The organism is Salinicola lusitanus (genome assembly GCF_003206045.1).
In the GTDB taxonomy this organism is placed as follows: Bacteria; Pseudomonadota; Gammaproteobacteria; order Pseudomonadales; family Halomonadaceae; genus Salinicola; species Salinicola lusitanus.
In genome coordinates, this window is sequence record NZ_PZJM01000004.1 from 734,963 (window position 1) to 755,567 (window position 20,605).

Genomic DNA, 20,605 nt, shown 5'->3' on the forward strand with positions numbered 1-20,605 from the left:
GGTTTCCTCGGATGTCGGTCTGTAGTCATGCGGACTGACTGCTACAATAGATCCCGGACCTGAAAAAGATTCATGGATCCGGTGGTCTTCTAGGGAATAGAGAGTGTACAGGAAACCGGGAGTGCTTCATTGATGACCCTGACTGTCGCCGCTCGGCACGCGGCCATGTGTTTGCTACTGCTGGCATGGAGCGTCACGGCGCTGGCCGGTCCCACCCCAACCGACGATCAGCGCCAGGCGGCGAGCGAAGTCGCCGAGTCTCTGCAGTACGGCTCCTACTCGGGCGTCGACCTCGACGACGAGTGGTCGAAACGCGCCTTCCAGCGTCTGCTCGACGTGCTGGACGACCAGCGCGCCTACTTCCTGCAGCGGGATGTCGATAATTTCAACGACCTGGACACATCCCTGGATGACGCCGTCAAGTCGGGCGACCTGGATCGCGTCTATGCATTCTATTCACGCTATCAGGATCGTGTGGAAGCACGACTCCAGTGGCTGGTGGACAAGGTCGACCGTGGCATCGACTACGACTACACCAGTGACGAGCGGCTGGCGCTGGATCGCAAGGACTATCCCTGGGCAGGCAGTGAAAGCGCGCTGGACGATCTCTGGAGCAAGCGGCTGGAGAATGCGGCGCTGACGCTGTCGCTGAGCGACCAGACGCCGCAAGAGATCCAGAAGACACTCCACGATCGCTATGCCAACCAGCTCAACCGGGTACGCCAGACCAATGCCGAGGACGTGCTGGTGTTGCTGATGTCGGCGGTGACCGGCACGGTGGATCCGCATACCGAGTACTTCTCGCCCCAGCAGAGCGAGTCCTTCGATATCCAGATGCGGCTCTCGCTGGAGGGGATCGGCGCGCTGTTGCAGAGCGATGGCGAGTACGTCAAGGTGTCGAGCCTGGTACCCGGCGGCCCGGCGGACAAGGCCGGCGTCCTGCAGCCGGCGGATCGTATCGTCGCGGTGGGTCAGAACGAGGACGGCGACATGGTCAACGTCGTCGGCATGCGCCTCGATGAAGTGGTCGACCTGATTCGCGGGCCGAAAGGCTCGACGGTAAGGCTGGAGATCATTCCCGCCAAGGCCGTCGACGTGACCCGGACCCACACCGTCAGGATCACCCGGGACACGGTCAAGCTCGAGGATCAGGCCGCCCACAGCCGGGTCGAGGAGATCCAGCGCGACGGCAAGACCCACAAGATCGGGATCATCACCGTGCCGGCCTTCTACGTCGACTTCGATGCCTGGCAGGCCGGCGAGTCCGACTACCGCAGCACCACCCGCGACGTGGCCAAGGAGATCGACAAGCTCAAGGCCCAACAGGTCGAAGGCATCGTTCTCGACCTGCGCAACGACGGCGGTGGCGCCCTGCAGGAGGCCAACTCGATGATCGGGCTGTTCATCGATCGCGGCCCGACCGTCCAGGTACGCGACGCCCGTGGGCGAATCAACCTCTATGGCGATACCGATGCCGGCGTCGCCTATGACGGCCCCCTCGCCGTGCTGGTCAACCGACTCTCCGCCTCGGCCTCCGAGATCTTCGCCGGCGCGATCCAGGATTACGGTCGTGGCCTGGTGATCGGCAGCCGGACCTTTGGCAAGGGCACGGTGCAGACGCTCACCGACCTCAGTCATGGTCAGCTCAAGCTGACCCGGGCCAAGTTCTATCGCATCTCGGGCGAGAGCACCCAGCACCGCGGCGTCGAACCGGACATCATCTACCCGAGCCTGATCGACCCGGATCAGATCGGCGAAAGCGCCCTCGACAACGCCCTGCCCTGGGATCGGGTGCGACCGGTGCAATACCGTCTCTATGGCGAGCCGTGGCGCTATCTCGAGGCGCTGCAGGACCGTCACGAGCAGCGTATCGCCAATGACCCCGATTTCGTCTATCTGGAAAAGCAGGCCCAGCTGAGCAAGCGACTACGCGAGCAGCAGACCAGCATCAGCCTCAACAAGGAACAGCGCCAGCGCGAAATGGATGCTCAGGAAACCGAGCAACTGGCGCTGGAGAACCAGCGGCGGCGCTCGCTGGGCCTGGAGCCGCTCGACGACTGGACCGATGCCAGGGGCCAGAGCGATGGCTCGGAGCAGGACGGCGCCGACGCCAAGGACAGCGAGGAAGAGGGTAGCGGTGAAGAGGGGATTCCCGATTCGGACGACGCCAAGCCCATCGACCGCGCCGAACTGCAGGAAACGTCCCAGATCCTGCTGGACTACGTGAAGCTGAACGCCAAGAGTTGAATGCCAGTTGCCGGCCCGATCCGGGGCCGGCACGCCCAACCTTGTGCCCCGTACGACGCAGCCCCGCGACAGGAACCCACTCGCTGAAGTCGGTTCGTGTCGCGGGGCTGTTTCGTCGAGTCTCGCCCCGACGGTTGTTCCTACCCTCTCGCGGGTCAAGAAAGTCGCCGCATGGTCGTTGAAGGATTCAAAGAGCCGGGAGCGACGACATGAAGGCGAGAGCAATCCGGTGCGTGATCCTGGCCTGGCTGTGCGTGGCCGGAGCCTCCCATTCCCAGGGGGCCGACGCCGGCGCAGCGTGCCCGCCAGGCACGGACCCGGCATCACGGCAGCAGAGCTACGGCGCACTGACCCGCCAACTTCAGGCGTGGGACGAGGCCTACTACCAGCGTGGCGAGCGCCTGGTCGATGACGGTGTCTACGACGAGGCCAAGCGGCGCTGGCGACGATGGCGTCGCTGCCTGGAACCCGATGCCCCGGCACCGTCCCAGTCCACGCCCGACTCGGCTCGGGACGAACTCGAGCATCCTTTCGCCCAGACCGGGCTCGACAAGCTCCCCGACCGCCGGTCCGTCGGCGAGTGGCTCTCCCGACAACCGGATCGCCCCCTCTGGATCCAGCCCAAGATCGACGGCGTCGCCGTGACCCTGGTCTATCGAAAGGGCCGCCTCCAGCGCGCCATCAGCCGGGGCGATGGAGACAAGGGACAGGACTGGACCGCTGCGGTCCGGCGAATCGAAAGCATCCCGGCGGCGCTGGCGACCGAGGACCCGGTGACGCTGCAGGGCGAACTCTACCTGCGTCTGACCGATCACGTGCAAGCTCGGGATGGCGGCGCTTCGGCGCGTTCCCGTGTCGCGGGGCTACTGAACCGGCGCGAGTTGACCGCGTCGGAGGCCCGGGAGATCGGCTTCTTTGCCTGGGCCTGGCCGGATGGCCCCCGAGCCGGTGGAGAGCGCCTCCAGCGGCTGGCGCAGCTCGGCTTTCCCGACACGGCCAGCTATACCCGACCGGTCAGCCGGCTCTCGCAGGTGGCGCACTGGCGTGACCACTGGTACCACGCCGCGCTGCCCTTCGCTTCCGATGGCGTCGTCATCAAGCGCCCCGAGCGACCGCCCGGCCCTGCCTGGCGGGCGGAGCCGCCCCGTTGGTCCATCGCCTGGAAATACCCGGCGGCGAGGACGCTCGCCGTGGTCGAGGCGATCGACGTCTCGGTGGGCCGCACCGGGCGCCTGACGCCGGTCGCCCGGCTGGAGCCGGTGCTGCTCGACGACCGCGAGATCGGCTCGGTAAGCCTGGGATCGCTGTCCCACTGGGAAGCGCTGGACGTTCGTCCCGGCGACGAGGTGGAGGTCGCCCTCGCCGGCGCCACCATTCCCCGAATCGAGCGAGTCGTTATTCCCGCCACGCCTCGCGCCGACTTGACGCTGCCGGACGAGACACGCTACGACGCCCTCTCCTGTCTCGCGCCATCGGTGGGCTGCCGCGAACAGTTCCTCGCGCGCCTGGACTGGCTCGGCGGCAAGCAGGGATTGGACATGGCCGGTGTCGGACCCGCCACCTGGAGCGCCCTGGTGGACGCCGGACTGATCGACGGCCTGCTCTCCTGGCGGTCGCTGGATATCGCTCGACTGCAGTCGCTGCCCGGGGTCGGAGAGGCAAGGGCCCGGCAGTGGATCGAGGCCTTCCAGGCCGCGGAAGCCAGGGGCCGGTGGCACTGGCTGGTGGCCCTGGGCATGCCGCCGGTGCCCAAGGCCGCGCGTCAGGCCGCGCTCGCGGCACCACTGCCGGTCCTGCGGGCGCGTTCCGCCACCGCCTGGCAGGCATTCCCCGGCATTGGCCCGGCCCGAGGCGAACAGCTGGCCCGCTTCTTCCACAACGCCACCATCGACGAACTGCTCACCACCCTGCCCTCGCTGGATGCCTCGCCGCCCCAGGGCAGCGAGACTGACGAGCCTCATCCCCCCAAGACGATTTAAACCACCGTCAGATTCACCAAAACGCGTCATGGCAGGCCGGCCGTGCCGCGTTACAGTCAGCTCGAGCCTACCCATGCCCGGTAGCGCGACTGGAGTGCCATCCTCCGCCTCGCCGGCCCCGTCGGCTGGCCAAGCCTGGCGATGGTCTCCGTCGATCACGCCTCCCGGGAAAGACCACCGGTGGCCCGCTTGCGTCGCGGCGCTCCTCGCCGACGATGCCTACCTGCAGAGAGGGGTCGAGACGATGTTCCCCGCAAGGCGAGCTTTTCTATTCCTGCAAGGCCCCCGCTCCCCGTTCTTCAGCCAGCTCGGAGAGCGGTTAACCGACGACGGGCACAAGGTCGTCAAGGTCAATTTCACGCTCGGCGACCAGGCAGCCTGGCAAGGTTCTCACGTCGAGACCTTTCGGGATCCTTGGCCAATGCTGGCGGCATTCGTCACCGATCTCTGGCAGCGCCACGGCATCACCGACCAGGTGGCCTTCGACGACAGTCGAACGGCCCACCGGGAAGTCGTCCGCGCCGCACGCCGGCGCGGCATCCGCAGTCACATCCTGGCGCCGGGCTACTTCCAGCCCCACTGGATCACCCTGGAGCGTGAAGGCATCGATGGCCACTCGCTGCTGCCCCGAGATCCCGAGTGGTATCACATGATCGGCCCGACCCTTCCCCGCCAGCTGCCCCCGAGGCCGTTCGAAGCGGCCTTCGCCACGGCCGCCGTCCGGGAACTGGGCTACCGCATGGCGGATCTCGCCACGCCGCTTCTGTTTCGACATGGCCACGGTCAGGCCGGGTTCCCGGCGGGAATCCGCTACCGCTCGGCGATCGCAGGACTCGTCGCTCTGCAGCGACGTCGCGCCGACCGCCTGCAGCACGCGCTGATCTCCAGCGGGAAGCCCTACTACCTGTTCCCCACCCAGCCCGCTGCCGATCCCCGAATCCGGCTCCATTCACCCTACACCGACCGGCGGGCGGCCTTGACCCAGGTGGTCGAATCCTTTTCCCGGTTCGCCCCGGGCCACACCCGCCTGGCCATCGTCGACCCCGCGTGCCACGTCGACGCAGCCTATACGCGGCACCTGCGGGACCTGACGGCGAAGACCGGACTTGGCGAGCGGTTGGTGCTGATGCCTCCGGGGGATCTGCCAGCCCTGATCGAGCATGCCTCGGGCCTGGTCACGATCAATGGCAACGAGGGCTTGATGTCGTTGGAGGGCGAATGCCCGACCCTGGCGCTGGGCAACGCCATCTACCGCATGCCCGGTCTCACCGCTCCCAGCTCGCTGGACGATTTCTGGTGCCATCCGATCGGCCCGGATCGCCGGCTATTCCGGAGCTTCGCCCGCACGGTCATTCATGCCACCCAGATCAACGGCGACTTCTACAGCCAGCCAGGCATCGATCTCGCCGTCGTCAACGCCGTCTCGCACTTGACGGCCAACGTCTCGCCCATCGAACGCCTGCTCTGGGACTCTCGCCTGCCGGTCGCCTCCTGACCCCTCGTGTCCATGCCTTCCGGCCCAACCCCAGGCTCCCGTAGGACGCACCGCCAGGCGATCGCCCGGACGTAGGACGTAGCCCACGTCGGCGTCACACGCCTTCTTGAGCCAACCCGTGATGCCATACGGCAAGCGGCCAGGTGATCGCCACCCGGCCGCTAGCATTCACTGCTTGTACGCCCGCGTCTCTCGTCTCGATCCGCGTCCTCAGTGGCTCGCCGGCGACAGTGCCCGGCCTATGTCGATCCGGGGTTTCACCATCAGCTTGGTGAACGCCATCAACACCATCTCCTCGATTGCCGGCCCCATCTCCTGCTTGAGCGCCTCGTAGCTGGGGTAGCTCGGCTCCGGCGCGATGCACATCTCGAAGAAGTGCTGGCGGTTGATGTGCGGGTTGTCGATGAAGAACTGACTCAAGCGGTTGTGCTTTTCCTGCTTGGCGGCGCTGGAGACGTAATTGCCGATCCGGGCGAAGAACTGCTCGACGCTGCGTAACGGCAGATGGTAGATGCACGCTTCCCACTCCCGGGCAAAATCCATGATCTCCGCCTCGGGTTCCAGGACGGCGCCATCCTGCTTGGCCATGAGCCAGTGGTAGCCCATGTGCAGCCGGTGGGACTGGCGGTAGATGAACAGCGCCTTGGTGTCGGAGGCCTGCTCGCCCAGCGACCAGTACTCCGCTTCCAGTAGCTGGCCCTCGAGGTCCTGCTGGTACTCGATGCTCTCCTTGCAGATCACGTTGATCCAGGGCAACCGGAAGTAGAAACGCTTGAGGTTCTCCTCCCCCGGGAAGCGTTGGGCGAAGGCGGCGTAGAAATCCTTGATCGTGAGCCCCTTCTTGAAGGTCAGGAACTCATCGGCATCGAAGCCGTAGACGATATTGTAGCAATCCTTCTTCAGGTAGAGCTCCAGTGCCCCATTGATGTAATCGGCCTTGCGCTTAGAAAAGCCCTGCTCGTCCTCGATCTCGACGAATGCGATCTCCTTCTCCGGATAGCGATCCCGCAATTCGGCAACGCACTCCCGAAGGAAGTCGTGCTCGATATGACTCAGCACGACGAGCCGGTCGAATCCCAGTCGCAGGTGGTGCAGGAACGAAGCGAAGACGACGTCCTCCTCTCCCCTGACCATTGTGATAGCGGTGAACTCGAGTTTCATGGTGGGATTTCCTGTCATTGTTGAGAATGCTTGCCGCCATGACGACGACACGAACTGGGAATACGGTTGCCGCTCAGCGCCTTACCCACCAGAAGGCCCGGGCCTTTTCCGGGTTGCCGATATCGAGCGCCTTGCGAGCGGCGTTTTGTGCCATCAGTCGGGCAGTTGCCGGATCATCGATCAACTGCTGCATCGCCGAGCGCCAGGCCTCGGGAGTGTCCTCCACCAGCAGCCCGTCCTCGCCGTCGGAGACGATTTCCCGGTACGGCGAGCGCGCGCTGTAGAGCCCCACGCTGCCCATGGCGGCGTTGTCCAGAAACTTGATGTACGTCTTGCCGGCGTTGAACGGGGTGTCACGCATCGGCGTGAGGCTGATGTGCATGCGCTGGCGGTCGCGATAGCGCTGGAATGCCCGCCACCCCAGCGGCTTCGGCGTGCGAACGCGCTGCAGCCCGCGCAGCGAGACCGGAGAGTACCCCCCCAGCATGATCTCGAAGGTCAACGCCGCGTTGCGCTCGTGAATGTCGACCAGCGCTGGCGTGATGTTCTCGAGATCGGCCAGATGCGCCCGGGAGCCGTGAAATCCGACCCGTGGCGCCAACATGGAAAAATGGTCATGGGTCGGCATCGGCGAGATCAGCGAAGGCGCCAGCAGCGAGACGGAATCGTGGCGGCGACTGAAGTGTCTCGCCAAAGGCTCGCAGCACGCGATCACCTCGTCGGCGATCGCCAGCAGACGCGGCTGCAGGTGCGAGGAGACATGGGCCATCCGCCGCCGGTAGGTCTCGGGCAGCTGCGGGTCGAGGGCAGCGGCCGAGATATCGTCATCGATCAGATAGCGGATGGTCGCCAGCCGATGACGGTTGTCCTCCAGCCACGAGATCCAGGCGGCGTTGAGCGAGCGGCAGACGAGAATGTGAGCGTTACGCAACTCGCCTACCAGCCAGGGCATGCACATGACCGGCAACCGCCAGTAGCTGGTGTCGATGCGCTTGACCTCGATGCCACGTGATTGCAGCCACGGCGCCACCGATTTCAGGAAGTAGATATCTTCAGTCGGGCAGGTTCCATCACTCAAAACCACCCAGCGCGGATAGCTCATGATCAGTCCCCTCGTAGGCTGGATTGGCGTTCCCCTCGCGCACTCATCGCAGCGAGAAGTCTTCGTAAGTCAGTGTCAGGTTGGGGTGGTAGGCCGGGTCGTCGAACAGGCGGTGGCGCCAGCGACGACGCATGTACTCCGCTTCCCGGGACGCCCGTAGCCGTTTGGCCTGGGTGTCGTCGGCCCCGCGGGAAACCGATTCGTGGTGGTAGAGTTCGGCGAACGGTGTAAACAGATTGCGATACCCCGCCTCGCCGACCTTGAGGCAGAAATCCACGTCATTGAACGCGACCGCCAGGTTGGCCTCGTCCAGGCCGCCGACGGCCTCGAACAGCGACTTGCGCACCACCAGGCACGCTGCGGTGACGGCGGAAAAGTTCTGGGCGAGATGGAGTCGACTGAAATAGCCGGGCTCGTGGCGCGAGAAGAACTTGTGGGCATGCCCCGCGACACCGCCGACACCCAGCACGACGCCGGCGTGCTGGACCGTGCCGTTGGGATAGTAGAGCTTGGCACCAACACAGCCGATCTCCTCGCGGCAGGCCTGGCTGACCATCTCCTCCAGCCAGTCTTCGTTGATCGGCTCGACATCGTTGTTGATCAGCCCCAGCAGCTCCCCACGCGCATGGCGGGCGCCGAAGTTGTTGATGGCCGAATAGTTGAAGGGGTGCGGCCAATGCAGCACCCGAACCCGGGGATGCTCGGCGAGCTCGCCCAGAAAGTTCAAGGTTTCCGGGCAGGTCGAGCCATTGTCGAGAATCAGCACCTCGAGCCGGGGATACCGTGTCCGCTCGAGCAGCGCTTCGACGCAGGGCCGCAGTATCTCCACTCGATCCCGGGTCGGGATGAGCAGGCTCACCAGCGGTGCCGGATCGGGAAGCGGCCAGCGCACGCGATAGGTATTGGGAAAACGGCCGGGTTCGGCAGTCGCCCCCCGGACCTGTCGGGACAGGTGGTCCTGAACCGCGTGGAGACCAGCCTCGCCGGTATAGCGTTTGGTCGCGGCGGCCGATGCCGTCGACCCCTGCCCGGCGTGCCAGTGGTAGAGCACGTGCGGGATTCTGACGATACGATCCGAATCGAGTCCGGCCGTGAAGCGCAGGGCCAGGTCGTGATCCTGGCTCCCCTCGTAACCCTCGCGGAAGCCCCCGACCGCCTTCACTCTCTCCGTTCGATACACCCCGAGGTGCGACAGGTAGTTCTGCCCGAGCAGCAGGTCGGGGTTCCAGGCTGGCTTGAAGTGTGGATCGAACCGCTCCCCGTGGTCATCGATCTTGTCTTCGTCGCTGTACAGCAGCTCCGCGCGGGGCCGCTGCTGCAACGCATCGACGACACGGAAGAGCGCATCGGGTACCAGCTGATCGTCATGGTCCAGCAGCGCCACATACTCGCCCCGCGCCAGGGCCAGCGCACTGTTGCTCGCCGCGCAGATATGCCCATTGACCGGACGGAACGTCACGTCGATACGGGAGTCCTGCTCGGCGTAGCGCCGCAGCCGCTCGACGATGCGACGATCGGTGGAGGCATCGTCGGCGATGCATAGCTGCCATTGGGTATAGCGCTGTGCCAGCACCGATTCGATACAGCGGTCGAGAGCCTCCGGGGTCGGATCGTAGGTTGGCAGCAGAATCGAGATCGTGGGGCGATAGGCGAACGCCGCCAGCCGGCTCGAGAGCCACGCCTGTGAGGCCACCGGCTGCTGCGCCAACCACTCGGAGTAGCTCTTGCGGGGGCAGAGGCGAACGAAGGTCTCCTCGTACTGCCTGAGTGCCATCGCGCGCCAGGGCGTGTTCTGCTCCCTGGCGAGCCGCTTGAGCCGGGAGAGGACATTGGCCTTGGGCGTCTCGAGCCACTGGCCATGCAGATTGGCCAGCCGCTGGGCAAGACGGTCGCAGGCAAACCAGGGGGTCAGCCACACCAGTCGCAGGTGGTCGATGGAGAAACACCCCTCCGTCTCCAGCGGATCGAAACGAATTCCCCGAATGCCCGGACCGATGTAGCAGAGCCGCTTGGCGATGCGTCCCGGCTTCAAGGCGAGATAGAAGCTTTCCGCCTCGTTGAAGCCCTGGCCCGTGTCGACGTACATCCGCACCGAGCCGCTCGGCTGGTCATGGCGGATCGCGACCTCCAGCATGTTCCAGCCTGGCAGGGGCATCCGGCGTCGCCAGGCGAACTGCGGGTCGTTGCCCATCGACCGCCAGCCGAAGGAGGAGCTCTCGTCGGCCCCGTTCGGCGTCAGCCGCTCCAGCTGGTGGAGCGGTTTCAAGCGGGGGCGACAGACGAACCGGGTGGAGCGCTTCACGCCGCGCCAGATCATCCAGGATCGCACTTCCGGTACGGGGGACGAGGAGGTCTGCATCACGATATCCCTCACGATTCCAGCACGGGCTGAAGCGCGGCGGTGCGATGCACGCGATGCCGCCCCAGCGACTGCTGGGTCAGCGTCACGCGGCAGTCGACGATATCGCCGTGCACGGCTTCGATCGGCAGATGGAAACCGACGTAGGCGCCACGTGGCGCGCCCCAGCGCAGCATGCCGGGCCGCAGCGCATTGGCCAGCGTCCGCCCCACCTTGCGGTCGTTGATCCAGACCTCGATCTCGACCGGACTATCGTCCGTGGCCCACCAGGCCCAACCCACCACCTTGTCGGCAACGCACTGCTGGATCGCACCGTGCACGAACGGCTGGCCCTGACGGAAAAGCGCCAGGCGGGACTCGAACAGGCGCTCGCAGTCGCGATAGAGCTGGAAATCCTCGGCGTTCAAGGTCCGCAGCGCGCTCTCGTCGGCGGGATCGATCTCGTAGACGTGATCGACGCTGGCGTGGCCCAGATTCTCGGCCATGCCCGGTATCTGCCAGCCGTACAGGTCGTTGAGGATCGCCAGCGACTCCGCGTAGCGTTCGGTCAACCCGATGAACCCCAGCGCCTCGAGGCGAGTCGCCTCGAGAAACCGGCTCTGGCGATTGATCATGTCGTGGCGTCGATAGAACGCCGAAAACGAATCCTGATAGCCGTGATGACGGACGAAGTGGTGGTACTCCGACGCCAGCCGCTGCAGGGGGTCCCGCACGAACGAGAAACAGTGCCGCATGCCGGCCAGATGGGCGTACTTCTCCAACTTGACGTGCCCGCCAAGCAGTTTCACGTCCTGGGCGGAGACGATCTGCCAGAGTCGCCACAAATCGCGACGTTCGTAAGCCCAGCGCACCACCATCGGCGCCGTCTCGCGCTGAGTCTCGCCGTAGTCGTGCCAGACCTGCGCTTCGCCGAGATGGGCCTTGGCCCCGAGTCGGAAGCTGGTCCCCGCCGTCTTGGGAATATGCACGAAGAAACACGGTTTCCGGGGGGGCGCGGCCAACTCCGGTGCCAGCTCGCGGCAGGCATCGTCGACCCGGCTCAACAGCTCCGGCGAGAACCCCAGCTTCACCTCGTTCATGTCATGCTTGTGGAAGTACTCCAGATCCCGGGAGTGCATCGGCCCCATGTTGGCCCGCCCCCGCGTCATCTTGGTATCGACGAACTCCTCCTGGGATTTGATGTTGTAGTGGTAGACCCGCATCGGGGTATCGATGACCCGTTCGGTGCGCCCGGACTTCGCCTTGCCGTCCAGGAAAGTCACCGCCTGTCCGTCGGCGCCCAGATAACGGCTGCCCGGTTTCAGCTCCGCGGTGTGGGCGGTCATCGACAGCACCCGCGACGGCTTGACGATCGACTTGACGTGGCAATTGACGACCCGCTCGCTTTCGCTGGCCATGGTGAACCGCTCCAGCACGCCACCGGGCTGCCGAAAGCGCATGCCGGACGACCCGAATATCCGCCAGTTGATCGCGACGCCACCGACGTCCTCGGGCGCCAGGGTCGGCTCCAGCCAGTCCAACGGACGATCGCAATGGGGATGGACCAGGAACTCGTCGACGTCCAGAAACGCCAGGTAGGTGGCCTCATGGCCGTGCTGCTCGAGCACATGCTGATACCACAGCACCTGTGCTCGCTCCTCTTGCTCCCACCGGCGTGCGGTCACCACTCCCTGACGTTGCCACTTCGCCAGCAGCAGATCGGAGTCGTCGGTACTGCCGTGATCGGCAATATAGAAGTGCTCGAAACCGATCAGGCGGTGATAGGCGATCCACTCGGCAAGATACGGTCGCTCGTTCTTGACGATGGCGACGATGGCGTACCGGTAACGGGGTCGATTGGCAGTGCGTGAAATCATCGGCGTAAATTCCCAGTCAACTCGAGCGCCGCGACTATTTCGCGGAGCCCAGAACCGGGCCGACGTCCACTCGGTGGCGGTAAATGAACCGAGTGATGGCCCGAATCTTTCTATCGGTAATGGCTTCACCGAAGACATCAGCGGCTTCGGCAAGACTGTTGAATCGTGGCTGGCTGGCGGTACAGGCCGAGAACAGCTCATCGGCGACATCGCTGGACAGCGCCGCGTGAGCCGCGGACGCTCCCTGTTCGGCCTGTGTCATGACGCGCCGCAGCGGCCCTTCCAGGCGGTGGCGAAACTGGCCCGGGCTCCGCAGCGGCACGTGATAGACACAGGCCCCGCTCTTCTCGACGAACGCCAGCGTTTCGGGGTCCGGCATCACCGGCACGTCCTTCTCGCCCACGAAGGCCTGGTGGTAAGCCATGTGAACCCGGGTACCGGGACGCTTGCGGAACAGCACCTTGTGCCGGCTGTTGTGCCGGGTATCGACGCAAAGGTAATCGCCCTCGAGAAACTGGCCGCTCAGGTCCCGCTCCTGGTAGTGGCGGCGTTTGGGGATCAGGTTCAACCAGGGCAGCTGGAAGCACTCCCCCACGCCTGCCGCCCCGTCGCTTCGCTGCAACCCGGCACTGAATGCGGCATAGAATTCGCCGATCGAGCCGTAGGCACCCAGCGACAGAAATTCGTCGGCATCGAAGCAGTAGACGTAATTGTCCAGCTTGGGGTCGATGAACATCGACAGCGCTCGATTGACGTAAAACGCCTTGCGCCTGCCGAAATGTCCGCGACTCTCCAACTCGACGAGATCGACTTCCAGCGCGGGGAAGTCGGTCCTGAGCCTGTCGGTGCACTGACGCAGGAAGTCATGCTCCAGATAGCTGATGACGACAAGACGCTGAAATCCCAGCCGCGCGTGATGCAACAAGGAAGACCAGACGATATCGCTCTCGCCACGCACCATCGTCAGGGCGGTAAAACAGATGTTCGACGTGGCGCGGATATTCGCGCGCTGTAAATCGGTCGTCACGCATCCCCCTCGACCCCTAAGCACATCGCTGGAATGGCGCTGGCGATCGGTAGCGGATCGCCTCGGCGCCGGTAAGCTGGCTCGACTTCCGAGCCTGGCGGATGTCGACAGCGTCGTGTCGACCGAGGTCGCAAGCGCCCCGGATCGCCACGATGAGGCGGAGGGCCTCGTCACTCCCCGATGAACGGGTTTCTTCCCACCTCGTTGATCAGCCGCCCCCACTTGAGTATTTCCACCTCGTCCAGCCCATCCGCGCAGTGCAGCACCGCCGGGAATCCCAGCGCAGCCCACTTGTCCATGGGGTGCAGGATATGGAAGGTCGTCAGCCCGAGGTCGCCCGGCATCTGCGCGTCCGCCACCACGTTGTCGCCGATATGCAGGTGACGATCGATGCCCTCGTTGAGCAGGTCCTGTTTCACCTTGACCCACATCGAACCGTTGTCCTTGCGCGCCTGCTCCTCGCTGGAGACCATCAGGCGGTAAGCCGCCGCGACGCCGGCCTTGCGCAGCATCAGCCCGACCTGCTCGCGGTTGTAATAGCTGTCGGAGATCACCCACAGGATGTGCCCCTGCGCGGCGAGATGATTGAACAGCTCGACCATCTCGTCCTTGGGCTGGATCATCTCCAGGTCGAGTTCGTACTCGAGCTCCATCCACTCCTGGGCGACCTCCGGAGAGACGTCCAGTTGATCGGCCAGCTCGTCGTAGACCGCCTCGATACGGACGTCGCCCTTGAAGTTGGCGCGCTGGCGAAGCGTCGACTCCGCCTCGTTACGCAGCTTGACGAAGGCCTGCGCCGACGGGACGAAGCCCTGCTCGGCCAGCACCTTGCCGAGCTTGAGCTTGGCGTAGTCCGGCACCGTGTACTCGCGACGCACGAGGGTGTCGAAGACATCGAAGCTGATGCAGGCGTGCGCCTGGATGCTGGCGATATGCTGTTCCAGGCGGCCGTGGTAACTCGCGGTGATATAGCCATTGTCGGTGGTGAACTGGCCGGTGGGCGGATAGAAGAACAGCTGGCGAAAGCCGTGGTGCTCGGCCAACGGCCCCAGTACGCGCTCGAGGGCATGCAGCATCGAGTTGTCGTTGGGCAACGGCTCCTCGGGGAAGTCCTCGTAGGTCCAGGCCTGATCCAGAACGCCCTGCATTGCCTGCGGGCGCGACCAGAACATGCCGCCGGCGGGATAGCTCAGGAACTCGGGGATATGCCCGAGGCCGAGCTTCTCCTGCCACTCGCGCATGAAGCCCTTGTTCATGGTCTGGTGATTGACCCACGAAGGCATCATCCAGAATGTGGTCGGGTAGTAGAGCCCCAGCGAATCGTCGGCGGCGAACGCATTCAGCAGCCGGGTCACCACGGAGACGTCGCGCAGCAGGTACTCGATCAGATACTCCGCCCACTGCGTCTGCTCCTTGCCGGAGTAGAGCGACTTCTTCGAATGCAGATGGCAGAAGAGGTCGTACTCCTGCAGGGCCTGGCCATACTCCACCAGCACCGGGCCGAAGTTCCGGCCGCGGTTGGGGACGATTCGCGTCTCCAGCTTGTTCACCCGCGCATGCTCGCCGAAGAGTTGCCGGGCCCGCGTCTCGAAACTGGCATCCGCCAGCGTCAGGTAGACGTCCACGGTCACCGGGAACCGCTCGATGGCCTTGGCGAAGCGGTCCAGGAAGTCGACGTAGAAGACATGCAGGCAGAGCGCGACCTTCAGTTTGCCGGCGGCCGGCGTCAGCGTCTTGCGGGGCGCGACGATCTCTCTGGGATACCACCGCACCGTCGCGGGCACGTGCTGCCGCCCCTCGCCCCTCCCGTGCAACAGGTAGTGTTGCAGCGGGCTCTGCTGAGCATGGAAGACGTCGATGTACATCCGGTGGTAGGTTTCGCTGTCGAATTTCGGCGACGGGTTCACCGGCGCAAAGCGCGACTTGCGGACGTAGTCGTCGAACGCCTCCCGCTGGGTCGCGAAGCGCAGGCCGTAGGTGGCCTGATACCACTTGGGATCGAACAGGCCCGTATTCAGCCCGTCCATGAACGCCTGACTCATCATTGCGGCATGACCGCCGCCCTTGTTGGCGGTATTGCCCAGCGGGAGATCGGCGACCTCGGGCTCGGCGGATTCCGNNAGTCGGAATCCGCCGCTGTCGTCGGGGCCTCTTCGTCGACGGGGGGGAGATCGTCGTTGACCGCGTCGCCTTCGGTGACGACGAAGGTCTCCGTCACGGTCACCAGGTTCTTGTCGTCGAGAACCGGTTCCTTGCGCGGCTGATCCTCGACGCCGACCTCGGGTACGACGATATTATCGTCCATCCCCACCACTTCTTCCGCCGCCAGACGCCGCTTGCGCGCCTGACTCGCGAACTGGGTCTGAAATAGCCAAGGTAGCAGCGATATCATCTTGCCCGTCGGTTTCATGTGTCCCCCGCCTCTCATTTATATTGCGAACATTTGCATCGGATTGACGATGCCATTGCCGGTAATATCATCGTCGACACTGAACAGGTGCCAGACGTCGTGCGGAATACAGTTGGGTCGGGTCGCGAAAACTTCGTAAAGTGTCTGAACGTCCAACTTCGTGTAATTCACACCATGGCGCCGACACATCACGACGTGATCGATCGCCCCATCGAACACCGTCTTGAGGTCCTGGAAATGACGCTGTGTCGCAGCCTGCCTACCGTAGAAATACTCGAACTCCCCATTGCTTTTCTGACGGATATCGACCATCTGGCCATGCGGTGCCGTCAGCAGACACTCGAATAACAGCGAGCGATCGAGCATGGTGCAGCCGTTTCGCCACCCCACGCCCTCATGGAAAACGCCTTTCAACAGCGCATGATGTCGGCTGACTTCCGCATCGCCCGGCTTGGTGGCAATGAAATAGAGGCCGGTGGTGTCTCGCTCGAGAATGTGGGTCAGAATTTTCTGGATGGTCCCCGAATATCCCAGATCCAGCATCAAGGGCCGCTTTTCCGGGTCCGTCAATCCGGATCTCCGCAGATAGGCGATCAGCGCCTTTCGGGTCGGAGAAACCACCTTTTTCAACGCTTTGAGATGAGGGGAAAGCCACTGGAAGACCAGGTCCTTGTCCTTGGGAAGCTCGCATTTGAACCGAAGCAGTTCGAATGGCAACGCCGCGAATATTTCGTGTAGCTGGAGACCGAACCGCTTGCGCATCAGATCCAGCACACTGCCCGAGAAATCGTTGCCCAGCGCCATCGGGGTGATCGTTTCCGATCCCAGCATGGCGCGGAATAGCAACGTCCTGGAAACCCGAAGATAGATAGGATCGTTGGCCAGCGCTATCGAGGATTCCTGCTGCAACCGGGTCAGAAGACGATGAAAGCACCACCCCTCTCGCGCCAGGCAAACCGGCAGATGGCCATCGGCCTCGGCTTCTATGGACTCGGCGTAGACGTGCAGCGCGGGACCGAGGAAGGTCGCCCCGAATTCATATAATGCTCGGCTCTTGGCTTGCATGATGGTGCCTCATCTCACATTTGATTTGTCACGATGAGTGACATTTATCGTCTTCTTCGCGATCATCCGGCAACGCCGGAGTCGATGACATCGATATGTCTCGATATGTGGTCCATCGATTGACAATCTGATCGACCATATCTTTTGCCAGTCCCACACCGGTTAAACGGGCAACTTCTTTATGATTATCGGGCAAGAATCCGCACTTACAGACGGCGTCCTATTAAAATCAAGCCGTCGCTATAAAACCGTTATTTAAATGACAGCACTGTCGCCATATGACGACGAAACAACCGATAAATGACAATATCGTTTTATTATCGTGACGCTGTCGCTCGCTATTGCTTCGACAATCACCGTTAAGACTTTAGTCAGGGTAATCTCGACTCAGCTTCCGGTGAAGATGATTTTACTCATCGATATTCACCACCCTGCGTCCCATGATTCCACCGCCTCGGTGAAAACATGAAAAGCTTAATCACATCGGGTATTAGCCTTGATGAATATCGATATTGAGTATTTTCATGTCATGCCGGGAGCGGGGCCATCCACCTGGTGCCATCGCTCGAGGGCTTCCTTGCCCAGCGATCTCCAAGCGTCATTGGCCCGCCGAATGCGGTGGGGATCGGTGTCAGGCAGTGACCGGGGATTGACTGTTCTTGCCACGTCCCACGGCGTAATAGTCGATCCCGGCCGCCGACATCGTCTCCGGATCGAACAAATTGCGACCATCGATGACTACCGGCTGGGCCAACTGGCCCCGAATCCAATCGCCATCCAGCGTGCGGAACTCCTTCCACTCGGTGCAGATCACCAACGCGTCGGCCCGCTTGACCGCCTGGACCCGGTCAGCCACCAGCACCAGGTCGTCCCGCTCGCCGTAGAGACGACGGCACTCCTTCATCGCTTCGGGATCGTAGGCCTGTACCGTCGCACCGTGGGCCCACAAGGTCTCCATCAGCTCCCGGCTCGGCGCATCGCGCATGTCATCGGTCTCGGGCTTGAACGCCAACCCCCACACCGCGATCGTCTTGCCTTGCAGCTCGCCGCCAAGGGCGTGGGAGAGCTTCTCGAACAACGTCGACTTCTGGCGCTTGTTGACCGCCTCGACCGCCTTGAGCAACTCGGCCTCGTAGCCGACCTTGCTGGCGGTTCGCGCCAGCGCCTGGACGTCCTTCGGGAAACAGGAGCCGCCGTAGCCGCAGCCCGGGTAGATGAAGTGGTAGCCGATACGCGGGTCGGAGCCGATACCTCGCCGGACATCCTCGATATCCGCTCCGAGACGTTCCGCCAGGTTGGCCATCTCGTTCATGAAGCTGATCTTGGTCGCCAGCATCGCGTTGGCCGCGTACTTGGTCAGCTCGGCCGCGCGCACGCTCATCAGCATCAGCTTCTCGCGGTTGCGGTTGTAGGGGGCATAGCACTCCCGCATCAGGTCGCTCACGCGGTCGGAGTCGGTACCGACGACGATGCGCGCACCGCGCGTGAAGTCCTCGAGCGCCGATCCCTCCTTGAGAAACTCGGGGTTGGAGCAGACATCGAACGCCAGCTCGACGGCGCGTTCCTGGAGAATGCCGGCGATACGATCGCGAACCTTGTCGGCCGTGCCGACCGGCACCGTCGACTTGTCGATGACGACCTTGTAGCCGTTCATGTACTGACCAATGGTGGAGGCCACCGCCAGCACGTACTGGAGATCGGCACTACCGTCCTCGTCGGGCGGGGTGCCGACGGCGATGAACTGCAGCACCCCGTGCTCGACCGCCATGCACGCGTCCGTGGTGAACCGTAGGCGCTGGCCCTCGACGTTGCGAAGGACCATCGACTCCAGGCCTGGTTCGTAGATGGGGATCTCCCCCTGGACCAGGCGTTCGATTCGGCTCTGATCGATGTCGACACAGACCACGTCGTGGCCCACATCCGCCAGACAGGCGCCGGTCACCAGGCCAACGTAGCCGGTGCCAAAAACGGTGATTTTCATACGGGCAATCCCCAAGAATGATCGAAGCCGCCCCCCACGGGCAGCTCGGTTGAGTCCAAATGGCCTCGGCCCCCCATCCGGCAACCCGCCGGGTTGAGAGGCGCCAGGCGTTGTCTGAAAAGTCGACCGGCGAAGGCCAGCCCGGGGTGCGTGGCCAAGGCAGAAGTTGGCGACAAATCGTCAGGATCGACGATCTGGGCAGCGCCGCCGCATGAAGTGCGACCGACAAGGGTGCGGTGAGTCAAACCGGACCGGGCTGGCTCACCGGTTCACGAGGTGTCAGTGAGCCTGTGACTCGCTCCGCTCGCGCTTCGAACCGCCCGGCGGACGGTCTGAACGAGGTTCAGTGAGCCAATTTCTTAACACCGACTGGACAGGCCCAGTACTTTCAGACGTGTCCTAGGCGAAGACGGCCGCGTCGGCCAGCGCACTACCCGCTTCGTCCTTCTCCGATGTCACCGGCCTTCCATTCACCAGCGGCCATTCGATGGCCAGTTGCGGATCGTTCCAGTGCAGGCTGTACTCGTCGCCCGGCGCGTAGTAGTCCGTGCACTTGTACTGGAACTCGGCCACCTCGCTGGTGACGTAGAAGCCGTGCGCGAACCCCGGCGGAACCCATAGCATCCGCCGATTCTCCTCGCTCAGCAGCGCGCCGACCCAGCGGCCGAAGGTGGGCGAGCTGCGGCGCAGATCGACCGCCACGTCGTACACCTCGCCCCGCGTGACCCGGACGAGCTTTCCCTGGGGCTGTTGCAACTGATAGTGGAGGCCGCGCAGGATCCCCTGACCGGACTTGCTGTGGTTGTCCTGCACGAACCGGTAGTCGCCGCAGTGTTCGACGAATTCACTGTGTCGGAAGGTCTCGAGGAAGAATCCCCGCTCGTCGCCGAAGACCTTCGGCGTCATCAACACGACATCGGGAATGGCGAGCTTTTCGTAGTTCATGTCGTCCGTCTCTCGGGCTGCGATGGTTGTCTTCGGGGAGTCAGCGGTTGCCGCGGAGGCCGGCCACGGCAGCCTCGCCGACGGCCACGCCACGCTGGGCGTCCTCGAGTCGCTTCAGCAGATACTGGCCATAGCCGGTCTTTTTCAATGCGCTGCCGCGTTCGGCCAGCGTCGCGTCGTCGATCCAGCCCTGGTTCCAGGCGATCTCCTCCAGGCAGGCGACCTTGAGTCCCTGGCGATGCTCGATCGTCTGCACGTACTGGCCGGCTTCCAGCAGGCTGTCGTGGGTGCCGGTATCCAGCCATGCGAAACCGCGTCCCAGACGCTCCACGTGCAGGTCGCCGCGTTCCAGATACGCGTTGTTGATACTGGTGATCTCCAGCTCGCCGCGTTCGGAGGGCTTGACCTGGTGGGCGATCTCCACCACGTCGTTGTCGTAGAAGTAGAGCCCGGTAACCGCATAGGGCGACTTGGGCTTGATCGGCTTCTCCTCGATCGACAGCGCCTTGCCGGAGGCGTCGAATTCCACCACGCCGAACCGCTCCGGATCCTTGACCAGGTAGCCGAACACCGTTGCCCCCTTCTGCACGTCCGACGCTCGCATCAGCTGCTCGGAGAAGTGTTGGCCATGGAAGACGTTGTCCCCCAGCACCAGGCAGACCGAATCGTCACCGATGAACGACTCGCCGATCAAAAACGCCTGGGCCAGTCCATCCGGTGACGGTTGCTCGGCATACTCGAAGCGCAGGCCGAACTGCGCGCCATCGCCCAGCAGATACTGATACTGCGGCAGATCGGACGGCGTCGAGATGATCAGGATCTCGCGAATCCCGGCCAGCATCAGCACCGAGATCGGGTAGTAGATCATCGGCTTGTCGTACACCGGCAGCAGTTGCTTGGAGATGCCCTGGGTGATCGGATGCAGCCGGGTGCCGGAACCGCCGGCCAGAATGATGCCTTTACGTGCCATGGTGAAAC

At 63.7% G+C, this 20,605-nt stretch carries 13 protein-coding genes; 3 read left to right on the plus strand and 10 right to left on the minus strand.

Annotation, left to right across the window (positions count from 1 at the left end):
- Positions 1–132: 132 nt before the first annotated feature.
- From DOM45_RS10725 to DOM45_RS10735, 3 genes are all read left to right on the plus strand, one after another.
- The gene (locus tag DOM45_RS10725; protein ID WP_110600276.1) at positions 133–2,247 is read left to right on the plus strand and encodes a carboxy terminal-processing peptidase; all 2,115 of its coding nucleotides are present in this window, start codon (positions 133–135) and stop codon (positions 2,245–2,247) included.
- Between the two features lie 209 nt (positions 2,248–2,456).
- Positions 2,457–4,226 (plus strand): NAD-dependent DNA ligase LigB, encoded by a 1,770-nt coding sequence (gene ligB / locus DOM45_RS10730; protein ID WP_110600277.1) that lies wholly within the window; start codon positions 2,457–2,459, stop codon positions 4,224–4,226.
- A gap of 244 nt (positions 4,227–4,470) precedes the next feature.
- Positions 4,471–5,721: a capsular polysaccharide export protein, LipB/KpsS family gene (locus tag DOM45_RS10735; RefSeq protein ID WP_157958400.1), complete on the plus strand. Its 1,251-nt coding sequence runs from the start codon at positions 4,471–4,473 to the stop codon at positions 5,719–5,721.
- Between the two features lie 210 nt (positions 5,722–5,931).
- Here DOM45_RS10735 and DOM45_RS10740 read toward each other — a convergent pair whose 3' ends face one another.
- The 10 genes from DOM45_RS10740 to rfbA form a co-directional block, all read right to left on the minus strand.
- Positions 5,932–6,882 (minus strand): glycosyltransferase family 2 protein, encoded by a 951-nt coding sequence (locus DOM45_RS10740; protein WP_157958401.1) that lies wholly within the window; start codon positions 6,880–6,882, stop codon positions 5,932–5,934.
- Positions 6,883–6,955: 73 nt separating this feature from the next.
- Positions 6,956–7,984, minus strand: a complete 1,029-nt coding sequence (locus tag DOM45_RS10745; RefSeq protein WP_232822351.1) for a glycosyltransferase family protein — start codon at positions 7,982–7,984, stop codon at positions 6,956–6,958.
- Between the two features lie 43 nt (positions 7,985–8,027).
- Entirely contained in the window at positions 8,028–10,343 is a 2,316-nt protein-coding gene (locus DOM45_RS10750) for a glycosyltransferase family 2 protein (protein WP_110600283.1), read from the minus strand.
- Positions 10,344–10,354: 11 nt separating this feature from the next.
- Entirely contained in the window at positions 10,355–12,199 is a 1,845-nt protein-coding gene (locus DOM45_RS10755) for a glycosyltransferase family 2 protein (RefSeq protein WP_162302614.1), read from the minus strand.
- A 34-nt stretch (positions 12,200–12,233) separates the two neighbouring features.
- Positions 12,234–13,226 carry a glycosyltransferase family protein gene (locus DOM45_RS20145; RefSeq protein WP_162302615.1) on the minus strand — a complete coding sequence of 331 codons (993 nt, stop codon included), beginning with the start codon at positions 13,224–13,226 and terminating at the stop codon, positions 12,234–12,236.
- Positions 13,227–13,396: 170 nt separating this feature from the next.
- Positions 13,397–15,253: a rhamnan synthesis F family protein gene (locus tag DOM45_RS10760; RefSeq protein WP_205909431.1), complete on the minus strand. Its 1,857-nt coding sequence runs from the start codon at positions 15,251–15,253 to the stop codon at positions 13,397–13,399.
- A gap of 401 nt (positions 15,254–15,654) precedes the next feature.
- Positions 15,655–16,701: an HAD family hydrolase gene (locus DOM45_RS10770; protein ID WP_110600289.1), complete on the minus strand. Its 1,047-nt coding sequence runs from the start codon at positions 16,699–16,701 to the stop codon at positions 15,655–15,657.
- Between the two features lie 631 nt (positions 16,702–17,332).
- Positions 17,333–18,682: a UDP-glucose dehydrogenase family protein gene (locus tag DOM45_RS10775; protein WP_110600291.1), complete on the minus strand. Its 1,350-nt coding sequence runs from the start codon at positions 18,680–18,682 to the stop codon at positions 17,333–17,335.
- A gap of 399 nt (positions 18,683–19,081) precedes the next feature.
- A complete protein-coding gene (gene rfbC / locus DOM45_RS10780) occupies positions 19,082–19,627 on the minus strand; it encodes a dTDP-4-dehydrorhamnose 3,5-epimerase (protein ID WP_110600293.1) in 546 nt (181 codons plus the stop codon).
- A gap of 40 nt (positions 19,628–19,667) precedes the next feature.
- Positions 19,668–20,597, minus strand: a complete 930-nt coding sequence (gene rfbA / locus DOM45_RS10785) for a glucose-1-phosphate thymidylyltransferase RfbA (RefSeq protein WP_110600295.1) — start codon at positions 20,595–20,597, stop codon at positions 19,668–19,670.
- Positions 20,598–20,605: the final 8 nt, after the last annotated feature.

Bases quoted from the DNA above. Each gene is read 5' to 3' on its own strand.
- DOM45_RS10725 (WP_110600276.1), top strand. From the start codon at position 133: ATGACCCTGACTGTCGCCGCTCGGCACGCGGCCATGTGTTTGCTACTG.
- ligB (WP_110600277.1), top strand. From the start codon at position 2,457: ATGAAGGCGAGAGCAATCCGGTGCGTGATCCTGGCCTGGCTGTGCGTG.
- DOM45_RS10735 (WP_157958400.1), top strand. From the start codon at position 4,471: ATGTTCCCCGCAAGGCGAGCTTTTCTATTCCTGCAAGGCCCCCGCTCC.
- DOM45_RS10740 (WP_157958401.1), bottom strand. From the start codon at position 6,882: ATGAAACTCGAGTTCACCGCTATCACAATGGTCAGGGGAGAGGAGGAC.
- DOM45_RS10745 (WP_232822351.1), bottom strand. From the start codon at position 7,984: ATGAGCTATCCGCGCTGGGTGGTTTTGAGTGATGGAACCTGCCCGACT.
- DOM45_RS10750 (WP_110600283.1), bottom strand. From the start codon at position 10,343: ATGCAGACCTCCTCGTCCCCCGTACCGGAAGTGCGATCCTGGATGATC.
- DOM45_RS10755 (WP_162302614.1), bottom strand. From the start codon at position 12,199: ATGATTTCACGCACTGCCAATCGACCCCGTTACCGGTACGCCATCGTC.
- DOM45_RS10760 (WP_205909431.1), bottom strand. From the start codon at position 15,253: ATGGACGGGCTGAATACGGGCCTGTTCGATCCCAAGTGGTATCAGGCC.
- DOM45_RS10770 (WP_110600289.1), bottom strand. From the start codon at position 16,701: ATGCAAGCCAAGAGCCGAGCATTATATGAATTCGGGGCGACCTTCCTC.
- DOM45_RS10775 (WP_110600291.1), bottom strand. From the start codon at position 18,682: ATGAAAATCACCGTTTTTGGCACCGGCTACGTTGGCCTGGTGACCGGC.
- rfbC (WP_110600293.1), bottom strand. From the start codon at position 19,627: ATGAACTACGAAAAGCTCGCCATTCCCGATGTCGTGTTGATGACGCCG.
- rfbA (WP_110600295.1), bottom strand. From the start codon at position 20,597: ATGGCACGTAAAGGCATCATTCTGGCCGGCGGTTCCGGCACCCGGCTG.